This is a genomic window from Limnoraphis robusta CS-951 (assembly GCF_000972705.2).
This window is the reverse complement of sequence record NZ_LATL02000346.1, coordinates 1-16,209: the sequence shown is the minus strand read 5'-3', so window position 1 is coordinate 16,209 and position 16,209 is coordinate 1. Positions and strand designations below refer to the sequence as shown.

The window sequence follows — 16,209 nt, the reverse complement described above, 5'->3', positions numbered from 1 at the left end:
TATTTTGCTTGACATACTCCCCATTTCTAAAGAAAGGGGATTCTCCAAGCCTCACGGCTTTGGATTACTGATTCATTGACAACCCTTACAGCAAGCTAGTTTCCTAACCTACTCCAGAGGGGTGAGTCTCCCCAGTCGTTCATCTCATTTCAGAGATAGTTTCGGTATGCCCTACCGTACTTGAGAAAAAAATGCTTGATTCTCTGTACTTGGTGCTTTAAGGTTTGATCTTGCCAAAGCATTCCTGGCAAGAACCCCATACCTTAAGTTTTCAAGGTTCATTGCATCGATTAGATGCTGGGTTTTTCAACTGGTTGAATACCCTGCCAGTAGAGTTATTATAGCATTAGAAAGAGCCTTATATCCCCATACCTAAAAGGCAGAGGCGTGTGCGGCAATTTTTGGTAACTTGGTTTAAATGCCATCTAGCTATCTATGTACCTTCAAAGTTTTGCGGATAGTATCAATGTAGCACAACATTGCTCTAACGGTTTGTTACCAATAATCATCGCTAATCCATAGTAACCGCACTAGCGCAATTCCCGTCATTCCAGCGACAATCGTCCAGGTGAGTGTTAAACCGAGGACATCTGCTAAAAAAAGCTCAGTTGTTTGACGCATCACACCGCCAAACGCCCAACCGACAGACAACCCGACTGTCCAACAAAGCGGACTCACCCACAGCCATTTCCAAGCGCGAGGAACTTGTATTCTCAGGGCTAACCATTGCAAAAATCCGATGCAAATTCCCACCTGGCTACCGTCTATGGCACCATAAGAAATACGCTGCAATAGGTCTAAAGTTCGGGGAGCAACCCAAGCAATTGCTCCAATATGGGAGTATCCTAATACTGTCCAACCGATGATACTGGCAAAAATCCATTGCCAAGGTTGATAGATGTATTGTCTGAGAACACACCATTGAGCGAAACCGATAACTGTTCCTCCCACTGCTCCGGCTAATATTCCCATATCGGGGCGTTCACCAATTTCGACCCAAAGTAAACTGACGAAAAAACCGATAATGCTGACAAACACCCACTTCAACCAGAAACCATATTTCGTTTTAATGGGGTAGGGATAGGCTTGAGGGTTCACGAATTGTTTTGTTTTGAGATCGAAATTCATCTAACCTCAAGAAAGTCAGGACAGAAAGACCCGAGCAGCAGTGTTAGAGTTCCCGATTTTAACGTTGAAGTGGGGCGGGAGAAAACCGTTCCCAAGCAAAGTATTCTAATAAAGGATCGGATTTTTGGTCTAGGACGGACTCAGCAATAAGTTTAGCGGTAATGGGAGCGAGTAAAATACCGTTGCGGTAATGACCAACTGCGAGGGTTAAGTTGTCAAAAGGGCTGGTTCCTAAAATGGGGAGTAAATCTGGAGTGGTTGGTCGAAAGCCCCACCAAAATTCTTGTATGGGAAAATCACGTAAAACGGGGTAGATACGGATAGCGCCCGCCAGTAGCGTTTGAACACCGTCTGGGGTTAAACCGACGCTAAAACCGACATCTTCGAGGGTTGCGCCAATCACGATTAAACCATCTCGACGAGGAACGATGTAAATTTCGGTTCCAAATAAGACTTGTTTGAGGGGAAGCGACTCGAAAGATTCTGGGACTTTCAGCGACAGCATTTGTCCTTTTCGCGGATAAACGGGAACTTGCGGAAGCAGTTGTCCTGACCAGGATCCGGCTGTTAAGATGTAGTGTGAACCTGTGATGGCGCCCTGATTGGTTTGAAGGGCTTCTACGGTTTTTGAGTTGCGGGCGATCGCTTCAACTTCTACCCCTTCGAGGATTTGAACGCCTAACTGTTGGCTAGCGGTTTGTAAGGCTTTGACTAAATAACGACGGTTATCGACTTGAGCATCTTGGGGAAACCACCAACCGCCCACGACTTCTACGCCTAAACCGGGTTGATGTTTGTGAATGGCTTGTTGATCGAGCCAAATTGCCGGAGAATTAGGAGGTTGATAGAGTTCTGTGTGATCGGGAATTTCGTAAACGGGAGCGAGAATTCCACAGCGCCAGTAACCTGTATCTAGACCTGTGATTTCTTCAAGTTTGCTTATCCACTCCCGGTACAAGGCGCGACTGCGTAAGCCTAACTCTAACATTGGCCCTGGTGGAATGACTTCGGCTTGGGGTGCTAACATTCCTGCGGCGACATGACCTGCTGCTTCCTGGAAGTTGCGACTGAGGACTGTGACATGGGCGCCTCGCAGTTTGAGTTCGACTGCTAGGGACAACCCGATTAATCCACCGCCAATAATAATGATGTCATCAGAAGCATTCATTGTGATTCCGAGTTCGGCTATTCTATTTACTAGAATACCAAATTAATGACGATTTTGTTCAAAAAAAAATGAGTCATTCTCTCGGATTAAAATTCAACGGCTTGCAAGAATTTTATCTTTATTTTGGGATCGTTTCTAAGCTGACTATTGCTCTGAAGGTGTAAAATCTAATCGGGTTATACTGACTTTATTTTTGAGTTTTAGGAATTGATTGTCTATCGGATCATAGATCCAGGCGTGAATAATGCTATTTCCAAAGGGGAGAACATCGGCTGATAGTTCGACTTCCCATTTGAGGCGGTGTTCAGATGAAGATGGGTTTGAGTTTAAGGGTTGGGAAGTTGATTCTAGGGCGTAGGCGTTTGCGAAAAAAGATTGCTTTTGGGCGAGGGAAAATAGAATAAGATTAGAAGGTTTAGAAGTTGGCGATTGCTGAATCCATCCTTCTAGTTTAACAGATTTTGCTGTTGATGAACTTAAAATTTGATCGGAATCTAAAGGAGAGGTCATTTCACCATAATTTTGTTTGGGATAAGAAATGAAAGCGACATTTTGAGCGAATTCTCTAAATTTTAAGCGTTTCAAGTGTTCCGCAGAATCCCAGATGACTTGTACCCAAGAGGCTGAATGGAGATGAAGTAAGCAACTTTGAGGATTCGTTTTCAAAAAAGCTGATTGTTCTAAATAGTTAATCAGATGAAAACAAGTTTTTCCGCCTTGGATCAAGGGTAAACGAGATTGAACATAAAAAGCATAATTAGCGGATGAAACTAAATTTAAACCGATCAATATTCCTGTTAAAAATCCAAATATAAAAAATTTATTATCCCGGGAAATAATTATAGAGTGATTTGAATTATTTAAAAATATTCGTTGACTGAGTTGAATAATAGCAATGGGAAGTAAAATCGTATGAGTTGTATATCGAGAGGCTAAAATGGCATAATCAGCCCCTAACCCCGAGCGACCGACAGCGATTAAAAGACTACACAATAAGGAAAATAAACTGATAGAAATCCAAGGGGATAAGTTTGGGTTTAAATCCAGTTTATGGTCAGAGATAATAGCCGAATATATTAAGCTTAAAAAAATTAATATTATGATTCCTCCTAGTAACCAATTCCAGTCATAGGAATCGAGAAAAGGGACAGCAATGAGATTGAGAAAGAAGTGAATGGTTGCGAAAAGTTTATTGTCAGAGACAGTCGGAACAGTATCGGTTTCTTGTCGATAGTTAATGGAGTAGATGAGACTAGAAAAGATAAATAGAAAGATCCAAACTAACAATCTCTGTTTTTTCTGTTTGTAGCTTCCTTCTACCGTCCAAACAGTCGGAATCATTCCTAACCAAGATAAGAGTCCTTGGGCTGATGAAAAGCTAGCAATACCGCATAAAAAAGCTGCAATTGTTAATCGGGTTTGAGGTTGAAAGGATTGAGTTGATAAGACTAGACAGGAGAGAATCACACAAAGATTAATTAAAAAAATCGCAATTTGAAATCCCCACAGCCAGTTTTCATGTTGAACCCAAGAAAAGAGTAAAATGCTGCTTGATAAATTCGCTAAATGGAGGCTATTTTGAGTAGATTGAGCAGTTTTTTTAGTCAAAAAATACAATGCTAAAAAGGTTGATATTGCTAAAATTATGTTAAAATAAAGTTCCCATGTAATATTCCAGTTGGAAGAAAAAGATAAGCAAATAAAAATCAGTTTAGGGAAAAATAGGCGATGACTGTTGTGTTGAGCGAATAAATTTTTTAGGGTGAGATCACCTGTGGAAAATTTCTCAAACCAATAGGGAAGTATCCATTGATCGAATCGGGGGACATTGACACTAAAGAAGCTGACAAATCCACAAACTCCCAAAATAGGAATAAGATATAAACTCAATAAAGTTAAGGAACGACGCGAGAAGATAGCGGGCTTTTTTTGAGTCATCGCCAGGAACAATGGGTGAACAGAGTCAGGATAAAAGACGCAAATCTAGATACTGTTTTTCTCAAGTTGAGAGATAATAGAATTGAGTCAAGACTGGGGATTAATCAACAAAAGGAGTTTTTAGGTGAAAGGTTTAATACAACTAATGATGATTATAGCCTGTGGAAGTTGGATAGTCGTTGAGGAGAATTTAGCGATCGCCAAACCCACTTATAAAAGTGATTTCAGCATTGTACAAAATCTCGACAATACAGCCGAATTAAGTGTATCTCAAGAAGGAACGGGTGTCTATTCTTTAAACAATCGTTTTCGCGGCACAATAACCTCTGTTTCTGTTAAAGTCAATGAAAATGGAGAAACAGAACTTATTTTTCGGAATAATGATCAACAATTAGCCCGTTTTAAAGGTCAATTGATCCGCAGAGATCCCTACGGTATTAGAGTTAATCTAACAGAGTCAGATATCTCAGATGCGAGTGGAGTAGCCAACATTCAATATAGTTCAGATAAATCATTGATTTATTCAATTTTTGTTGCTGGAACAGTAAAAAATCAGATTTTTTCGATTAATTTTAGCCGATAATCTCGGATTGAAATATCAATTTTTTAAGGATTGAAGTCTACTGAATATAAATCTGTATTTCTCCAGCTAATTTTACAAATTGTCTGTCTTTGGGATCGTAAACCCAAGCTTTAATGATATTGTCTCCCGATGTTAAATTTTCGCTAGAAAATGTGAGATCCCATCGAGAATTTTTGTAGGTTTCAGAGTTGAGAAATTGAACGACATCTGGACTGCCTAAGTTAATATAAGCATTAGCAAAAAAAGATTGATTATCGTTTGTTGATAGAAAGACAAGTTGAGGTTGTTTAGGTTGATTAGGGAGAACAGCCCAGCCATCTATTCTAACGCTTCCACCTATCGGTATAGTCAGAGTTTTTTCTGTTGTCCAAGGAGAACTAATAAAACCATGAAGTTGACTAGGTTCTTCAACAAAGGGAATATCTTCTGCAAAGTTTCTGAAGTTAATTTTTTTGAGACGTTCAACTTGTTGTGAGAGTCCAACTGTTGTCGGAACCATTGAAACAAAACAGTTTGCGGGAGAGTTTTCAAAGAATTGTGAGTTTTCCAAGTCTAGATAATTAATTAAATATAAGCAGGTATGAGAAATGTTACTCGGTTGATAAAATTGGGTTTTTGCTGTGGTTAAACTTTGAGATGAACGCATCCAAATAAAACTGGTAATCAGCCCCAATGAAAAGCTAAAAGCTAAAATTTTATTAAGCAAAGTCGGTGAAGTTGAGTTTTGTTCTTTTAAAGATAAATGTAAATTGAATAAATGCAGAATAGCAATGAGTAATAAAATCGAATGGGTTGTATATCTCGACGTTGTTAACCCATAGTCTGCACCTAAATCTGCTCGGCCAATTGTCATCAATATACTGCACAAAATAGAAAATAAACCGATAGATAACCAAGGAGCGGACTCGGAGAAAAAAACGACTCTAAAAGGATTTAAAATAGATGGACGTTGTACCCAAAAACGCAAGATAAGAAATATAAAACAGGAGATGATAATCAATCCAAAAATCACAGAAACTGCTGAATTTTCCGTTAAAGGTGCGGCTACAACATTTAAAAAAAAGTGAATGTAAACTCTTAATTTATGCCAAATTGAATCATAATTGACGGTTTCATAATATTCAGTGATCGGTACTGAACTATATTGAATTGAATAAGCAAAACTGGAAACACAAAACAACATCAACCAGAAAATAAATCGTTTAATTCTTTGACCTGGAGAAGTTGCTGATACTGTTAGAATAGAGGGAATTAATGCTAACCATGAAACTAAACCTTGTGCTGAAGAAAAACTAGCAATTATACAAAGAATTCCAGCAAGCTTTAGCTTAGTCTGGGGGTTTAAAGGCGGATAAGCTAAAATAAAACTAGCGAGAATAACGCAGAAATTGATTAAATATAGAGCGATTTGAAATCCCCATAACCAGTTCGTATATTGAACCCAAGAGAACATTAACAAACAGGTGATCAAATTAATGGTATGAAATAAAAATATACTTGTGGTTTGAGTTGTTAATTCTGCAAGCTTGTATAAAATAAAAAATGAAAGCGTAGCTAAAGCAAAACTCCAGTACAACTCATAGATAATATTCCAGTTTGATAAAAAAGCTGTTGCAGCAAAGATTAGCTTGGGAAAAATCATGCGATGATTATTATTTAACTCCCAAAGTTCGCCAAACACGGAGGGTAAATTAACCTCTGCGATCGCCTCAAATAAATCAACTAAAGCCCATTGATCAGCCCAAATGGGTACATCGACTCCCAATATTTTAATAAAGCCAAAAGTAGCCAAAATCGGCAATAAATATAAAAACCAGAGAAATCCGTAAAAAATAGAAGGATTTTTTTCTTTTTCAAGCTGAGTTTCTAGCAACTTCATTTAAGATTTGATTCTTGATATTTTTAAAGTTAGAATGATATACTATGCCTGTTGAACTGTCAAGACTCGAACAACACCAAATCCTCAAAAATTTGCTTGTTATTGAAATAATGATCAATCAGCTTTTCACAAATACGGCTTCTGCACTGTGTTACTCTATCATCCAACACTGTTGTCAATCAAGTCTCTCTCCCCTGAATTTTCCCCATAATGATGTGGTTCGCTTTGTTTTGCAACAACATAGTCGAATGCCTGACTATCTGCGATTTCCTATTATATTTCTAACACTTTTTTTTAACTTTTGGGGTATTATTATCATGGGTTCTCCCTTTCATCGTCAACCTCACACCTTACGTTTACAACAAATTTCAGCTTGGAAAAATGCACGCCTTAGCATTTGTAGAGATTTAATGCGTTTTTATGAAAGCTTGGTTGTATTATGCTGGCAATCCTATCAAATTAATACTCTAGAGTAGAGAATAAGGAAAAAATAAATCAATGTCTAAATCCACACCAAACAACAGAATAATTCATCCAAAATCCCCTCTAACTTGTGAAATTGCAGTCATCGGTTCAGGGCCAGGAGGGGCAATTACTGCTTGTTTATTAGCGGAAGCAGGGCGAGATGTTTTATTAATAGAAGAAGGTTCCTATTTACCCTTGAAATCTTGTCCGCCTTTTTCCCAAACAGAACTCGAACAAAAGTACCGAAATGGGGGTTTAACCGCAGCTTTTGGCAAGCCTAAAATTCAATATGTAGAAGGGCGATGTGTGGGAGGTGGAAGCGAAATTAATAGCGGACTTTATCACCGAACACCACCGGAAATATTAGAAGAATGGCAAAGAGAATTTGCAGTTGAAGCCCTCACAGAAGCCGATTTAATCCCTCATTTTGAAGCCTGTGAACAAGCTGTTACCGTCTGTAAATTGCCCGGAAAACCGCCCCTGGCTTCTCTTAAACTTCATCAGGGTGCTATCAGTTTGGGTTGGCAATCTTTAGAAATTCCTCGCTGGTTTCGGTATCAAGAACAAACTGATCTTTCTGCAACGCCAAAAGGAACCAGACAGTCAATGACTGAAACCTTCATTCCTAGAGCGTTAAATGCAGGTTGTCAACTGTTAACGAATACTCGAATTAACCTGATTCGTCAGCAAGGAAAATACTGGCTATTGAAAGGAGATTATTTTCTGAATGATCAACAAAAAGAAGCTGTAGAAATTCAAGCAGAAACTCTATTTATTTGTTGTGGAGCCATTCAAACTCCTGATTTATTAAGACGCAGTGGAATCACCCATAATATTGGGAATAATCTACAAATGCACCCGACTGTTAAAGTGATTGCTCAATTTAATGAAATTGTTAATTCAAAAGACATGGGAGTTCCGGTTCATCAAGTCAAAGAATTTGCGCCTAAATTGAGTTTTGGCTGTTCCATTAGTTCGCCTCCTTATCTCGCTGTGGGGATGACAGATCACCCGCAATATAGACAGGAAGTAGAGCAAAATTGGCAACAAATGGCAATTTATTACGCCATGATAACAGGTTCAGGAAGAGGTTCTGTTCGCAATATTCCCGGATTTCGTGATCCACTGGTTCGCTATCGCCTGACTCAACAGGATTTGAAAGATTTATCAGAAGGACTGCAAAAATTATCTCAACTTTTGTTTGAAGCGGGAGCCAAAATATTGTATCCTAGTATTTCAAATTTCCCTCGATTAACTCAGCCTGATGATCTCAAACAAATTCCTGAAATCTTACCCAAATCTCAAACTAATTTAATGACTGTTCATGTCATGTCATCCTGCCCAATGGGAGAAAATCTAGAAAAATGTGCAGCAAATTCTTTCGGAAAAGTGCATGGTTTTAATAACTTATATATTTCTGATGCGAGTCTACTTTGCACCGCCCCCGGTGTAAATCCTCAAGGTTCAATTATGGCGATCGCACGTCGAAATGCTCTAAAATTTTTAGGAAAACTTTAAAAGCAATCATGGAATTATCAACTCATTTAGTGTTAGTAACCGGAGCGTTAGGTTGGTTGGGAACCAGTTTAGTTAAAGCCCTAGCCCAAGGATTAACAGATTGTGAATCCTTAACTCAACCCGCAGAAAATCTAAAAATTCGCTGTTTAATATTACCCAATCAAGATGCAACAATTTTGCAAAAAATTTCAGAAAAAATCGAAGTAATAACAGGAGATTTACAAAATCCTCAAGATTGTGATCGCTTTTGTGAAGGTGCAAACAATGCTATCTTATTTCACACCGCAGGAATTATTCACCCCCAAAAAATCCCAGAATTTTATCAAATTAATGTAGAAGGAACCAAAAATTTACTGAATTCTGCCATAAAAGCAGGTGTCAAACGAGCCGTTATTGTTTCCTCTAATTCGCCCTGTGGTTGTAACCCTCATCCCGATCATTTATTTGATGAAAAATCGCCCTACAACCCTTATATGAACTATGGGCGTTCTAAAATGTTAATGGAATTAGCCATAAAAGAATATTATAAAGCGGGAAAAATAGAAACGGTTGTTGTTCGTCCACCCTGGTTTTATGGCCCTAACCAACCGCCCAGACAAACACTATTTTTTCAGATGATTCGAGAGGGAAAAGGGCCGATTGTTGGAGATGGAAATAACCTGCGATCAATGGCTTACGTTGATAACTTGTGTCAGGGTTTACTATTAGCAGCTATCACCGAAAAAGCCAACGGAGAAACCTACTGGATCGCCGATGAACGTCCTTACACGATGAATGAAATTATCAATACGGTTGAAAAATTGTTAGAGTCTGAATTTAATCAAACGTGCAAACATAAGCGGTTAAAACTTCCAGGAATTGCCAGTGAAATTGCTCTGGGTGTTGATAGTTTTATCCAATCTTTAGGACTCTATCAGCAGAAAATACACGTTTTATCTGAGATGAATAAAACCATCGCTTGTTCCATTGCAAAAGCCAGACGAGAACTCGACTATGATCCTAAAATTTCCTTAGAAGAAGGAATGCGACGCAGTTTAAAATGGGTGTTTGAAAATTATGGAGGAATAGATGGATAATGACTGCTCATATTGTGATAACAGAAGGCTTAGTTTCCGAGGATAATACACCAGAAAAAACCCATTTTTTATCGGATTATTTTGAAGCGGTTCTTCAGCGAATTATTCAAGATGTTCCGTCAACTGAACCTGTATTTATCTCACCCGGAAACGCTTTTGGTTGTGCATTTTCCGAGGAAGAATATGCAGCTCAATATATTCATAATAAGCGACCAGAACTTAACGTAAAATACCCGATAAAAGTTCGTGATCGTCCCTATCTTGATACCTTTGATAACGCTAGACTTCTGCGAAAATGGCTAGAACAGGAAAAATTATGGCCACTAGAAGAGGTAATTTTATATTGCAACGCTCCTCATCATTTAAGAAGTAAAGCAATGTTTGAATTGTGTGAATTTAAAGTCAAACAAGTCATCAAATGTCGCCCCCAAAAGGTACAGCGAAAAATGGTTTCCCGTCTCTGGTTTTATAACTATCCCGTTGTTCAAACGATTTATGAGATCATCGCATTGTGTTATGATTTCAGTCGATGGCTTGTATGGAAAGTGAACCGTCTAAGATTACATCAAAATAACTTGAAATGAATCAAGTTTCTGTTCATTGTGTGAGTGACCTTTGAAATCCTTTACAAATTAACAGGATTCATGTATCGTTTTTGCAGATCAATGGTGTGAGGAGTGAACAAAAGTCAATGAAACATCTCGTTACAGGCGGCTCAGGATTTTTAGGGAATTTAATTGCTCGACGCTTATATGAACGGGGAGAAGACGTCAGCATCCTCGATATTTGGGAAGATCCAACCCGCCCCAAAGATATCAAATTTATTGACTGTGATATCTGTAATCGCCAAGGTGTCGCTGCGGCGATGAAAGGGGTTGATATTGTTCATCATAACGTCGCGTTAGTTCCCCTAACAAAATCCGGTCAAAAGTTTTGGGAAGTGAACGTAGAAGGCAGTAAAATCGCCGCAGAAGAAGCCGTAAAAGCCGACGTTCAGAGCTTTATTCACATGAGTTCTAGTGCTTTATTTGGGGATGCAAAATGTCCAATTAATAACGACACCCCGACTAAAGCGGTGGAAATTTATGGTCGAGCTAAACTAGCAGGAGAAATTGCTGTTCGAGAGGTTTGTGAACAAGGAAATTTACCTTTAATTGTCATTCGTCCCCGGACTATTTTAGGAGAAGGAAGACTCGGCATTTTTCAGATTTTATTTGAGTGGATTCAAGAAGGACGAAATGTGTATGTGATAGGCGATGGTAATATTAAATTTCAATTTGTTCACGCCTTAGATTTAATGGATGCTTATTTATTAGCCCTTGATTTAGGTAAACCCGGAATTTATAATGTCGGAACCGATCGCTTTGGAACCCTACGAGAAGGTTTAGAACATTTAATTAGTTACGCGGGAACTAAATCTCAAGTTAAAAGTCTACCAACAGGATTAACCATTAACACCTTAAGACTTTTAGATTTAGTCGGTTTGAGTCCCCTTGCACCTTGGCATTACTTAACCTATCATAAAGAGTTTTATTTTGATGTTAATCCTTTGTTACAACTCGGCTGGAAACCCAAATATTCTAATGATGAAATGTTCCAGGAAAGTTATGATTGGTTTCAGAAAAATTATGATAAATTACTGGCAGAAAAAGCAGGTTCTGCTCATCGACGTCCTGTTAAAGAAAAGCTACTTTGGGTTCTCAAAAAGTTTTCTTAAATACCATAAGCGATGTTAAAATTTTTCAAAAAATATTCCTTCGATTTTAGTCTCCTAACTAGCTTCATCATTCTGAGTGTATTAATCTACAGTCAAACGTTGAATACATTTTTCTTGTCTGATGACTTTGATCGAATTTATAATATTCAGCAAAACGGCATCTTTGGAGTTTGGACAACTTCACCCGAAATCTTTTTTAGACCGATTATTTCGATTACATTATTCATTGATTATGTAATTTGGCATTTAAACCCCTTGGGTTATCATTTAACGAATGTTATCTTTCATGCTGTTTGTTCTTTTCTCGTCTATATTCTGTCAATTTTACTGTTAAATAAAACTCAGCTTCCTCAGAAAAAAATTAGACTTATTTCTGTAATTGCTGGTTTCATTTTTTTAGTCTTACATAGTCATGTCGAGGCGGTTTCTTGGATTTCAGCCCGTGCCGATATCGTTGTTACTTTTTTTGTTTTAGCTGCTTTTTGTTTTTATCTACTCTATAAACAATCTTACAAACTTTTTCATCTCAGCATTTCATACCTTCTGTTTTTAGGAGGACTGTTTTCTAAAGAGTCAGCTTTAATTTTTCCCGGTTATATTTTTCTTTATGAACTTTACCAATTTTTCACTTCTCAAACTAAACTCAAATCAGTTTACCAAGTTTTCTATCTTCCCATTGTCTATAGTACCGCTTGGCTAATTTATTTTCCTCTCAGATACTTAGGTCTTGGTAAATTATTAGGTGGATATGGTGGCGATGTTCATCTTGATTTTAACAGGTTTGTCATTTTTCAGGGATTTTATTCTAGTTTAAGAGTGATTATTCCTCCCCTCCCTCTCTCTCGTCCACTACTCTGGCAAATTTTATTTATTTTTTTCCTGACGGCAATCATACTATTTATTAAAAAATCCTACAAACAAGGTTTTTTAGAGAAAAATATCGCCAGCTTCACTCTTTTTTTATTGAGTTTATTTTTATTGTCTCTACTTCCTTTTATTAATATTGGTGTCTCGATGCAAGATACACAATCTGAACGATTTTTATACTTTTCTTCTGCTATTTTGTCGATTTTAATAGCTGTAGTAATAGGGTTTTTGTTAATTCAACGTCCGCTTATTTTAATGATACTGATCACTTGTTTTTCCATTTTATCTCTCAATCTGACTTACCTTTCTAACCAAAACTGGAAAATTGCTAGTCAAGTCTCTCAACAAACGATTGAAAGTCTAAAATCTTTAAAAGAAAACCAGGGAATCTTTATTATGAACTTACCTGATAATTTTAAAAGTGCCTATATTTATCGAAATGGTTTCTATCCGGCTATTCAACTATTTTGTCCTTTCGTAAAAGTAGATTGGTTGATCATTGCATCATTCCAAAATATCTTAAATCCAACCGATGAAGTAGAAGTAAGCAGTATCACTTCCCATGAATATCGGGTGACAATCCTCAACCCTGATAGTTATTTTATCAACGTTCCAGCACTGTTAGAAAAGAAACTAGAAACCGATGGATTTGAACTCTCCAGTATAGACTTTGAGACTTACCGTTCTTATACGATAAAAATCAAGGATACCATTCGTTTACATCGAATATTTTACTACACAAACCAAAAATTAAAAAGAGTGCTAACTTAATGAAAAACGAGGCAATCAGATGAACTTAAATATCAGTGGTTGGGGTTTTGTTTTAATCGCCGCGATTAACAACTCTATCGGTAGTTTACTCTTAAAAAAATCCCGTTTAGTTGCAACAGATCCCAGTTTGATCGGTTTACTGCTTTCTCCCTGGTTTTTGGCTGGATTGTGTGTTTATGGAATTAACGTGATTTTATTTGCTAAAGCCTTAGAAAAATTACCTGTTTCCGTCGCCTATCCCGTTTTTGCTGCAATTGGGTTTAGCTTAATTGCTTTAGGGGGGGGTTGGTTCTTCGGGGAACAACTGGAGATTAATCAATGGATAGGCTTAGGAATGATCCTCGCAGGGATTATAATCATGTCACGTTAAGAAATGCCGGGATTTTGATTGTCCCTTAACGGAATTATAGTGGTGTGCGTGAGGACTAAATTATGAAAGAAACTTACCAAGAAAAAATCTCTTTATCCCCAAACCCTAACGACATCTCAGATTTTGATTCTTCGGTGGAGAGTCGTTGGAGTCTAGAGATTATTAAATTAATGCGCCCCCATCAATGGACGAAAAACTTTTTCTGTCTAGCGGGTGTTATTTTTGGGGAACGATTATTAGAACCCCAGTCTATTGCTTTAAGTAGTTTAACGGTTATTCTATTTTCAGCAATGGCTTCGGCAGTTTATATCTTTAATGATATTCAAGATGTGGAATGCGATCGCCGCCATCCTAAAAAACGATTTCGTCCAATTGCTAGCGGGAAAATAAACATTAAAACCGCTCTTTTTATCGGGCTATTTTTAGCAACATTTTCTTTAGTAGGTGCCTTCCATTTAGGATTAGCAACTTTAACCTGTATGTTGCTGTATGCAGTGAATAATATCTTCTATTCTCTCCATCTCAAAAATGTCCCTTTATTTGATGTAAGCTGCATCGCCTTTGGTTTTGTTTTGCGACTGTTAGCGGGAATTTATGCGTTAGGAGATATTCCCACCGCTTGGATTACCCTTTGTACCTTTTTTCTGACTCTATTTTTAGGATTTGCCAAACGCCGATCCGAACTTTTATCCCTTCTCAATCAGACCCTAAATTCTGAGTTACAATCGGATTCAGAACCACAATTAGAACCTCATCAAACTCCCCTGATTAATCGACATTATCTCAAGCTTTTTTATCAACGCGGCAAAGCCAATAAACAACGTCCAGTATTAGCACAATATACCCTGCCTTTTTTAGATTCTTTACTCAACAGCACGGCGACTATGACCATTATGTGCTATGCTTTATTTACCATCGCATCTGATAAAAATCCCTCGCTGGTGATCACAGTGCCGATTGTTTATTATGCCGTGATGCACTATAAATGGATGGTAACAGTTCTGGCAATTGGAGAAGAACCCGATCAGATTGTGCTGCAAGATCAAGCCATTAAAATCAGCTTGCTGGTTTGGTTAGTTGCTTATCTGGCGATTGTATATTTTGACATTCATTTGTTTGTCTGAACCGAAAGATCTGATCGCAACAGCTTAACGTTTGATCCCTGTCTCAACAAAGCAGAGATTAAAAAATCTGCATCATCTCTGACAACCCCTCAAAAAAAATGGGTGAATAATAAAAGTCTCACTTGTTTAGGAGAAAAGAAGCTCATGGGTCGCGCTACGAAAGCTGTATTAGCCTATTCCGGTGGAGTCGATACCTCCGTTTGTATCCCCTATTTAAAAAATGAGTTTGGGGTAGAAGGAGTGATCACACTCGCCGCCGACTTAGGACAGGGAGATGAACTCGAACCGATTAAGCAAAAAGCGCTTGATTCGGGTGCCGAGGAGTCTCTCGTGATTGATGTGCGGGAGAGATTTGTTAACGAATTCGCCTTTCCCGCCATTCAAGCCAATGCCTTTTATGAAAATCGTTATCCCCTCTCAACCGCTCTGGCTCGCCCTCTGATTGCTCAAATTTTAGTCGAAGCCGCCGAAAAATACGGAGCCGATGCGATCGCTCACGGTTGTACGGGAAAAGGAAACGATCAGGTGCGGTTTGATGTTTCCATCATGGCGCTCAACCCCAAACTGAAAATCCTCGCGCCCGCTAGAGAATGGGGGATGAGTCGGGAAGAAACCATTGCTTATGGCGAAAAATACGGAATTCAGTCTCCGGTGAAAAAGTCCTCTCCCTATAGTTTAGACCGCAATTTGTTGGGGATGGCAATTGAAGCAGGGCCTCTCGAAGATCCCTGGGTTGAACCCCCGAATGATGTCTTCCGTCTCACCAAAGCCATTGAAGACACGCCCAACGAGCCGGAATATGTAGAAATAGGCTTTGAGAAAGGGATTCCCGTGAGTTTAAACGGAGAATTTCTCGATGGAGTGGCTTTGATTACCAAGCTTAACCAAATGTCAGGTAATCATGGCATTGGGCGCATCGACATGATTGAAAACCGTTTAGTCGGGATTAAGTCTCGCGAGATTTATGAATGTCCGGCGATGACGGTGTTAATTCATGCTCATCGGGATCTCGAAAGTCTAACCTTGACTTCTGATGTGACGCGCTACAAGCGGGGAATTGAAGAAACCTACAGCCAACTGGTTTATAACGGCTTGTGGTTTAGTCCGTTGAAAGGGGCGCTCGATGCGTTTGTTCAGCAGACTCAAGAACGGGTGACAGGCGTAGTCCGGGTCAAACTGTTTAAAGGCAATGCGATCATGGCTGGGCGTCAATCCGCTAACTCTCTCTATAGCATGGATTTGGCAACCTATGGCGCTGAAGATGCCTTCGATCACAAAGCGGCTGAAGGGTTTATCTACGTTTGGGGATTACCGACACGAGTTTGGTCAGAGAAGCTGAGACAGTAGGGGCGGGTTCCGCGAAAATCTATGTGTTCTCAGCAACAAGATTAATAAACCCGCCCTCATCGTTATTTTGTAGGGGCGGGTTCCGCGAAAATCTATGTGTTCTCAGCAACAACATTAATAAACCCGCCCTCATCGTTATTTTGTAGGGGCGGGTTCCGCGAAAATCTATGTGTTCTCAGCAACAAGATTAATAAACCCGCCCTCATCGTTATTTTGTAGGGGCGGGTTCCGCGAAAATCTATGTGTTCTCAGCAACAA

Annotated in this window: 14 protein-coding genes; 10 read left to right on the top strand and 4 right to left on the bottom strand. The window is 38.8% G+C overall.

Annotated features, from left to right (window positions below; translation table 11 throughout):
* Nucleotides 1-495: 495 nt before the first annotated feature.
* The 3 genes from WN50_RS29120 to WN50_RS29110 form a co-directional block, all read right to left on the bottom strand.
* Nucleotides 496-1,128 carry a hypothetical protein gene (locus tag WN50_RS29120; RefSeq protein ID WP_049561650.1) on the bottom strand — a complete coding sequence of 211 codons (633 nt, stop codon included), beginning with the start codon at nt 1,126-1,128 and terminating at the stop codon, nt 496-498.
* Between the two features lie 58 nt (nt 1,129-1,186).
* Nucleotides 1,187-2,296 (bottom strand): glycine oxidase ThiO, encoded by a 1,110-nt coding sequence (thiO, locus tag WN50_RS29115; protein WP_046281670.1) that lies wholly within the window; start codon nt 2,294-2,296, stop codon nt 1,187-1,189.
* A gap of 144 nt (nt 2,297-2,440) precedes the next feature.
* Nucleotides 2,441-4,234, bottom strand: a complete 1,794-nt coding sequence (locus WN50_RS29110; protein WP_049561646.1) for a hypothetical protein — start codon at nt 4,232-4,234, stop codon at nt 2,441-2,443.
* A 145-nt stretch (nt 4,235-4,379) separates the two neighbouring features.
* On the opposite strand from WN50_RS29110, the gene WN50_RS29105 reads away from it, so the two are divergent.
* Nucleotides 4,380-4,817 (top strand): hypothetical protein, encoded by a 438-nt coding sequence (locus tag WN50_RS29105; RefSeq protein WP_049561643.1) that lies wholly within the window; start codon nt 4,380-4,382, stop codon nt 4,815-4,817.
* A gap of 37 nt (nt 4,818-4,854) precedes the next feature.
* On the opposite strand, the gene WN50_RS29100 is transcribed toward WN50_RS29105, so the two are convergent.
* Nucleotides 4,855-6,696 (bottom strand): hypothetical protein, encoded by a 1,842-nt coding sequence (locus WN50_RS29100; protein ID WP_046280037.1) that lies wholly within the window; start codon nt 6,694-6,696, stop codon nt 4,855-4,857.
* Between the two features lie 44 nt (nt 6,697-6,740).
* On the opposite strand from WN50_RS29100, the gene WN50_RS29095 reads away from it, so the two are divergent.
* The 9 genes from WN50_RS29095 (at nt 6,741) to WN50_RS29055 (ending at nt 15,951) form a co-directional block, all read left to right on the top strand.
* Nucleotides 6,741-7,172, top strand: a complete 432-nt coding sequence (locus tag WN50_RS29095; protein WP_046280038.1) for a hypothetical protein — start codon at nt 6,741-6,743, stop codon at nt 7,170-7,172.
* A gap of 22 nt (nt 7,173-7,194) precedes the next feature.
* Entirely contained in the window at nt 7,195-8,679 is a 1,485-nt protein-coding gene (locus WN50_RS29090) for a GMC family oxidoreductase (RefSeq protein ID WP_046280039.1), read from the top strand.
* Between the two features lie 8 nt (nt 8,680-8,687).
* Nucleotides 8,688-9,755, top strand: coding sequence for an NAD-dependent epimerase/dehydratase family protein (locus tag WN50_RS29085; protein WP_046280040.1), 1,068 nt, complete (start codon nt 8,688-8,690; stop codon nt 9,753-9,755).
* Nucleotides 9,755-10,339: a YdcF family protein gene (locus WN50_RS29080; protein WP_046280041.1), complete on the top strand. Its 585-nt coding sequence runs from the start codon at nt 9,755-9,757 to the stop codon at nt 10,337-10,339. The genes WN50_RS29085 and WN50_RS29080 overlap by 1 nt, the downstream gene beginning before the upstream one ends.
* Before the next feature lie 107 nt (nt 10,340-10,446).
* Complete coding sequence (locus tag WN50_RS29075) at nt 10,447-11,472, top strand: NAD-dependent epimerase/dehydratase family protein (protein ID WP_046280042.1); 1,026 nt, start codon at nt 10,447-10,449, stop codon at nt 11,470-11,472.
* Nucleotides 11,473-11,484: 12 nt separating this feature from the next.
* Complete coding sequence (locus tag WN50_RS29070) at nt 11,485-13,110, top strand: hypothetical protein (protein WP_046280043.1); 1,626 nt, start codon at nt 11,485-11,487, stop codon at nt 13,108-13,110.
* A gap of 19 nt (nt 13,111-13,129) precedes the next feature.
* The gene (locus tag WN50_RS29065; protein ID WP_046280044.1) at nt 13,130-13,480 is read left to right on the top strand and encodes a DMT family transporter; all 351 of its coding nucleotides are present in this window, start codon (nt 13,130-13,132) and stop codon (nt 13,478-13,480) included.
* A gap of 62 nt (nt 13,481-13,542) precedes the next feature.
* Nucleotides 13,543-14,604, top strand: a complete 1,062-nt coding sequence (locus WN50_RS29060) for a UbiA prenyltransferase family protein (protein WP_046280045.1) — start codon at nt 13,543-13,545, stop codon at nt 14,602-14,604.
* Between the two features lie 144 nt (nt 14,605-14,748).
* Nucleotides 14,749-15,951, top strand: coding sequence for an argininosuccinate synthase (locus WN50_RS29055; protein ID WP_049561639.1), 1,203 nt, complete (start codon nt 14,749-14,751; stop codon nt 15,949-15,951).
* Nucleotides 15,952-16,209 lie beyond the last annotated feature (258 nt).

What these genes read in the sequence shown, in the direction of transcription:
- WN50_RS29090 (WP_046280039.1), top strand. Translation starts at nt 7,195, where the DNA reads ATGTCTAAATCCACACCAAACAACAGAATAATTCATCCAAAATCCCCT.
- WN50_RS29095 (WP_046280038.1), top strand. Translation starts at nt 6,741, where the DNA reads ATGCCTGTTGAACTGTCAAGACTCGAACAACACCAAATCCTCAAAAAT.
- thiO (WP_046281670.1), bottom strand. Translation starts at nt 2,296, where the DNA reads ATGAATGCTTCTGATGACATCATTATTATTGGCGGTGGATTAATCGGG.
- WN50_RS29080 (WP_046280041.1), top strand. Translation starts at nt 9,755, where the DNA reads ATGACTGCTCATATTGTGATAACAGAAGGCTTAGTTTCCGAGGATAAT.
- WN50_RS29075 (WP_046280042.1), top strand. Translation starts at nt 10,447, where the DNA reads ATGAAACATCTCGTTACAGGCGGCTCAGGATTTTTAGGGAATTTAATT.
- WN50_RS29110 (WP_049561646.1), bottom strand. Translation starts at nt 4,234, where the DNA reads ATGACTCAAAAAAAGCCCGCTATCTTCTCGCGTCGTTCCTTAACTTTA.
- WN50_RS29120 (WP_049561650.1), bottom strand. Translation starts at nt 1,128, where the DNA reads ATGAATTTCGATCTCAAAACAAAACAATTCGTGAACCCTCAAGCCTAT.
- WN50_RS29055 (WP_049561639.1), top strand. Translation starts at nt 14,749, where the DNA reads ATGGGTCGCGCTACGAAAGCTGTATTAGCCTATTCCGGTGGAGTCGAT.
- WN50_RS29085 (WP_046280040.1), top strand. Translation starts at nt 8,688, where the DNA reads ATGGAATTATCAACTCATTTAGTGTTAGTAACCGGAGCGTTAGGTTGG.
- WN50_RS29100 (WP_046280037.1), bottom strand. Translation starts at nt 6,696, where the DNA reads ATGAAGTTGCTAGAAACTCAGCTTGAAAAAGAAAAAAATCCTTCTATT.
- WN50_RS29065 (WP_046280044.1), top strand. Translation starts at nt 13,130, where the DNA reads ATGAACTTAAATATCAGTGGTTGGGGTTTTGTTTTAATCGCCGCGATT.
- WN50_RS29105 (WP_049561643.1), top strand. Translation starts at nt 4,380, where the DNA reads ATGATGATTATAGCCTGTGGAAGTTGGATAGTCGTTGAGGAGAATTTA.
- WN50_RS29060 (WP_046280045.1), top strand. Translation starts at nt 13,543, where the DNA reads ATGAAAGAAACTTACCAAGAAAAAATCTCTTTATCCCCAAACCCTAAC.
- WN50_RS29070 (WP_046280043.1), top strand. Translation starts at nt 11,485, where the DNA reads ATGTTAAAATTTTTCAAAAAATATTCCTTCGATTTTAGTCTCCTAACT.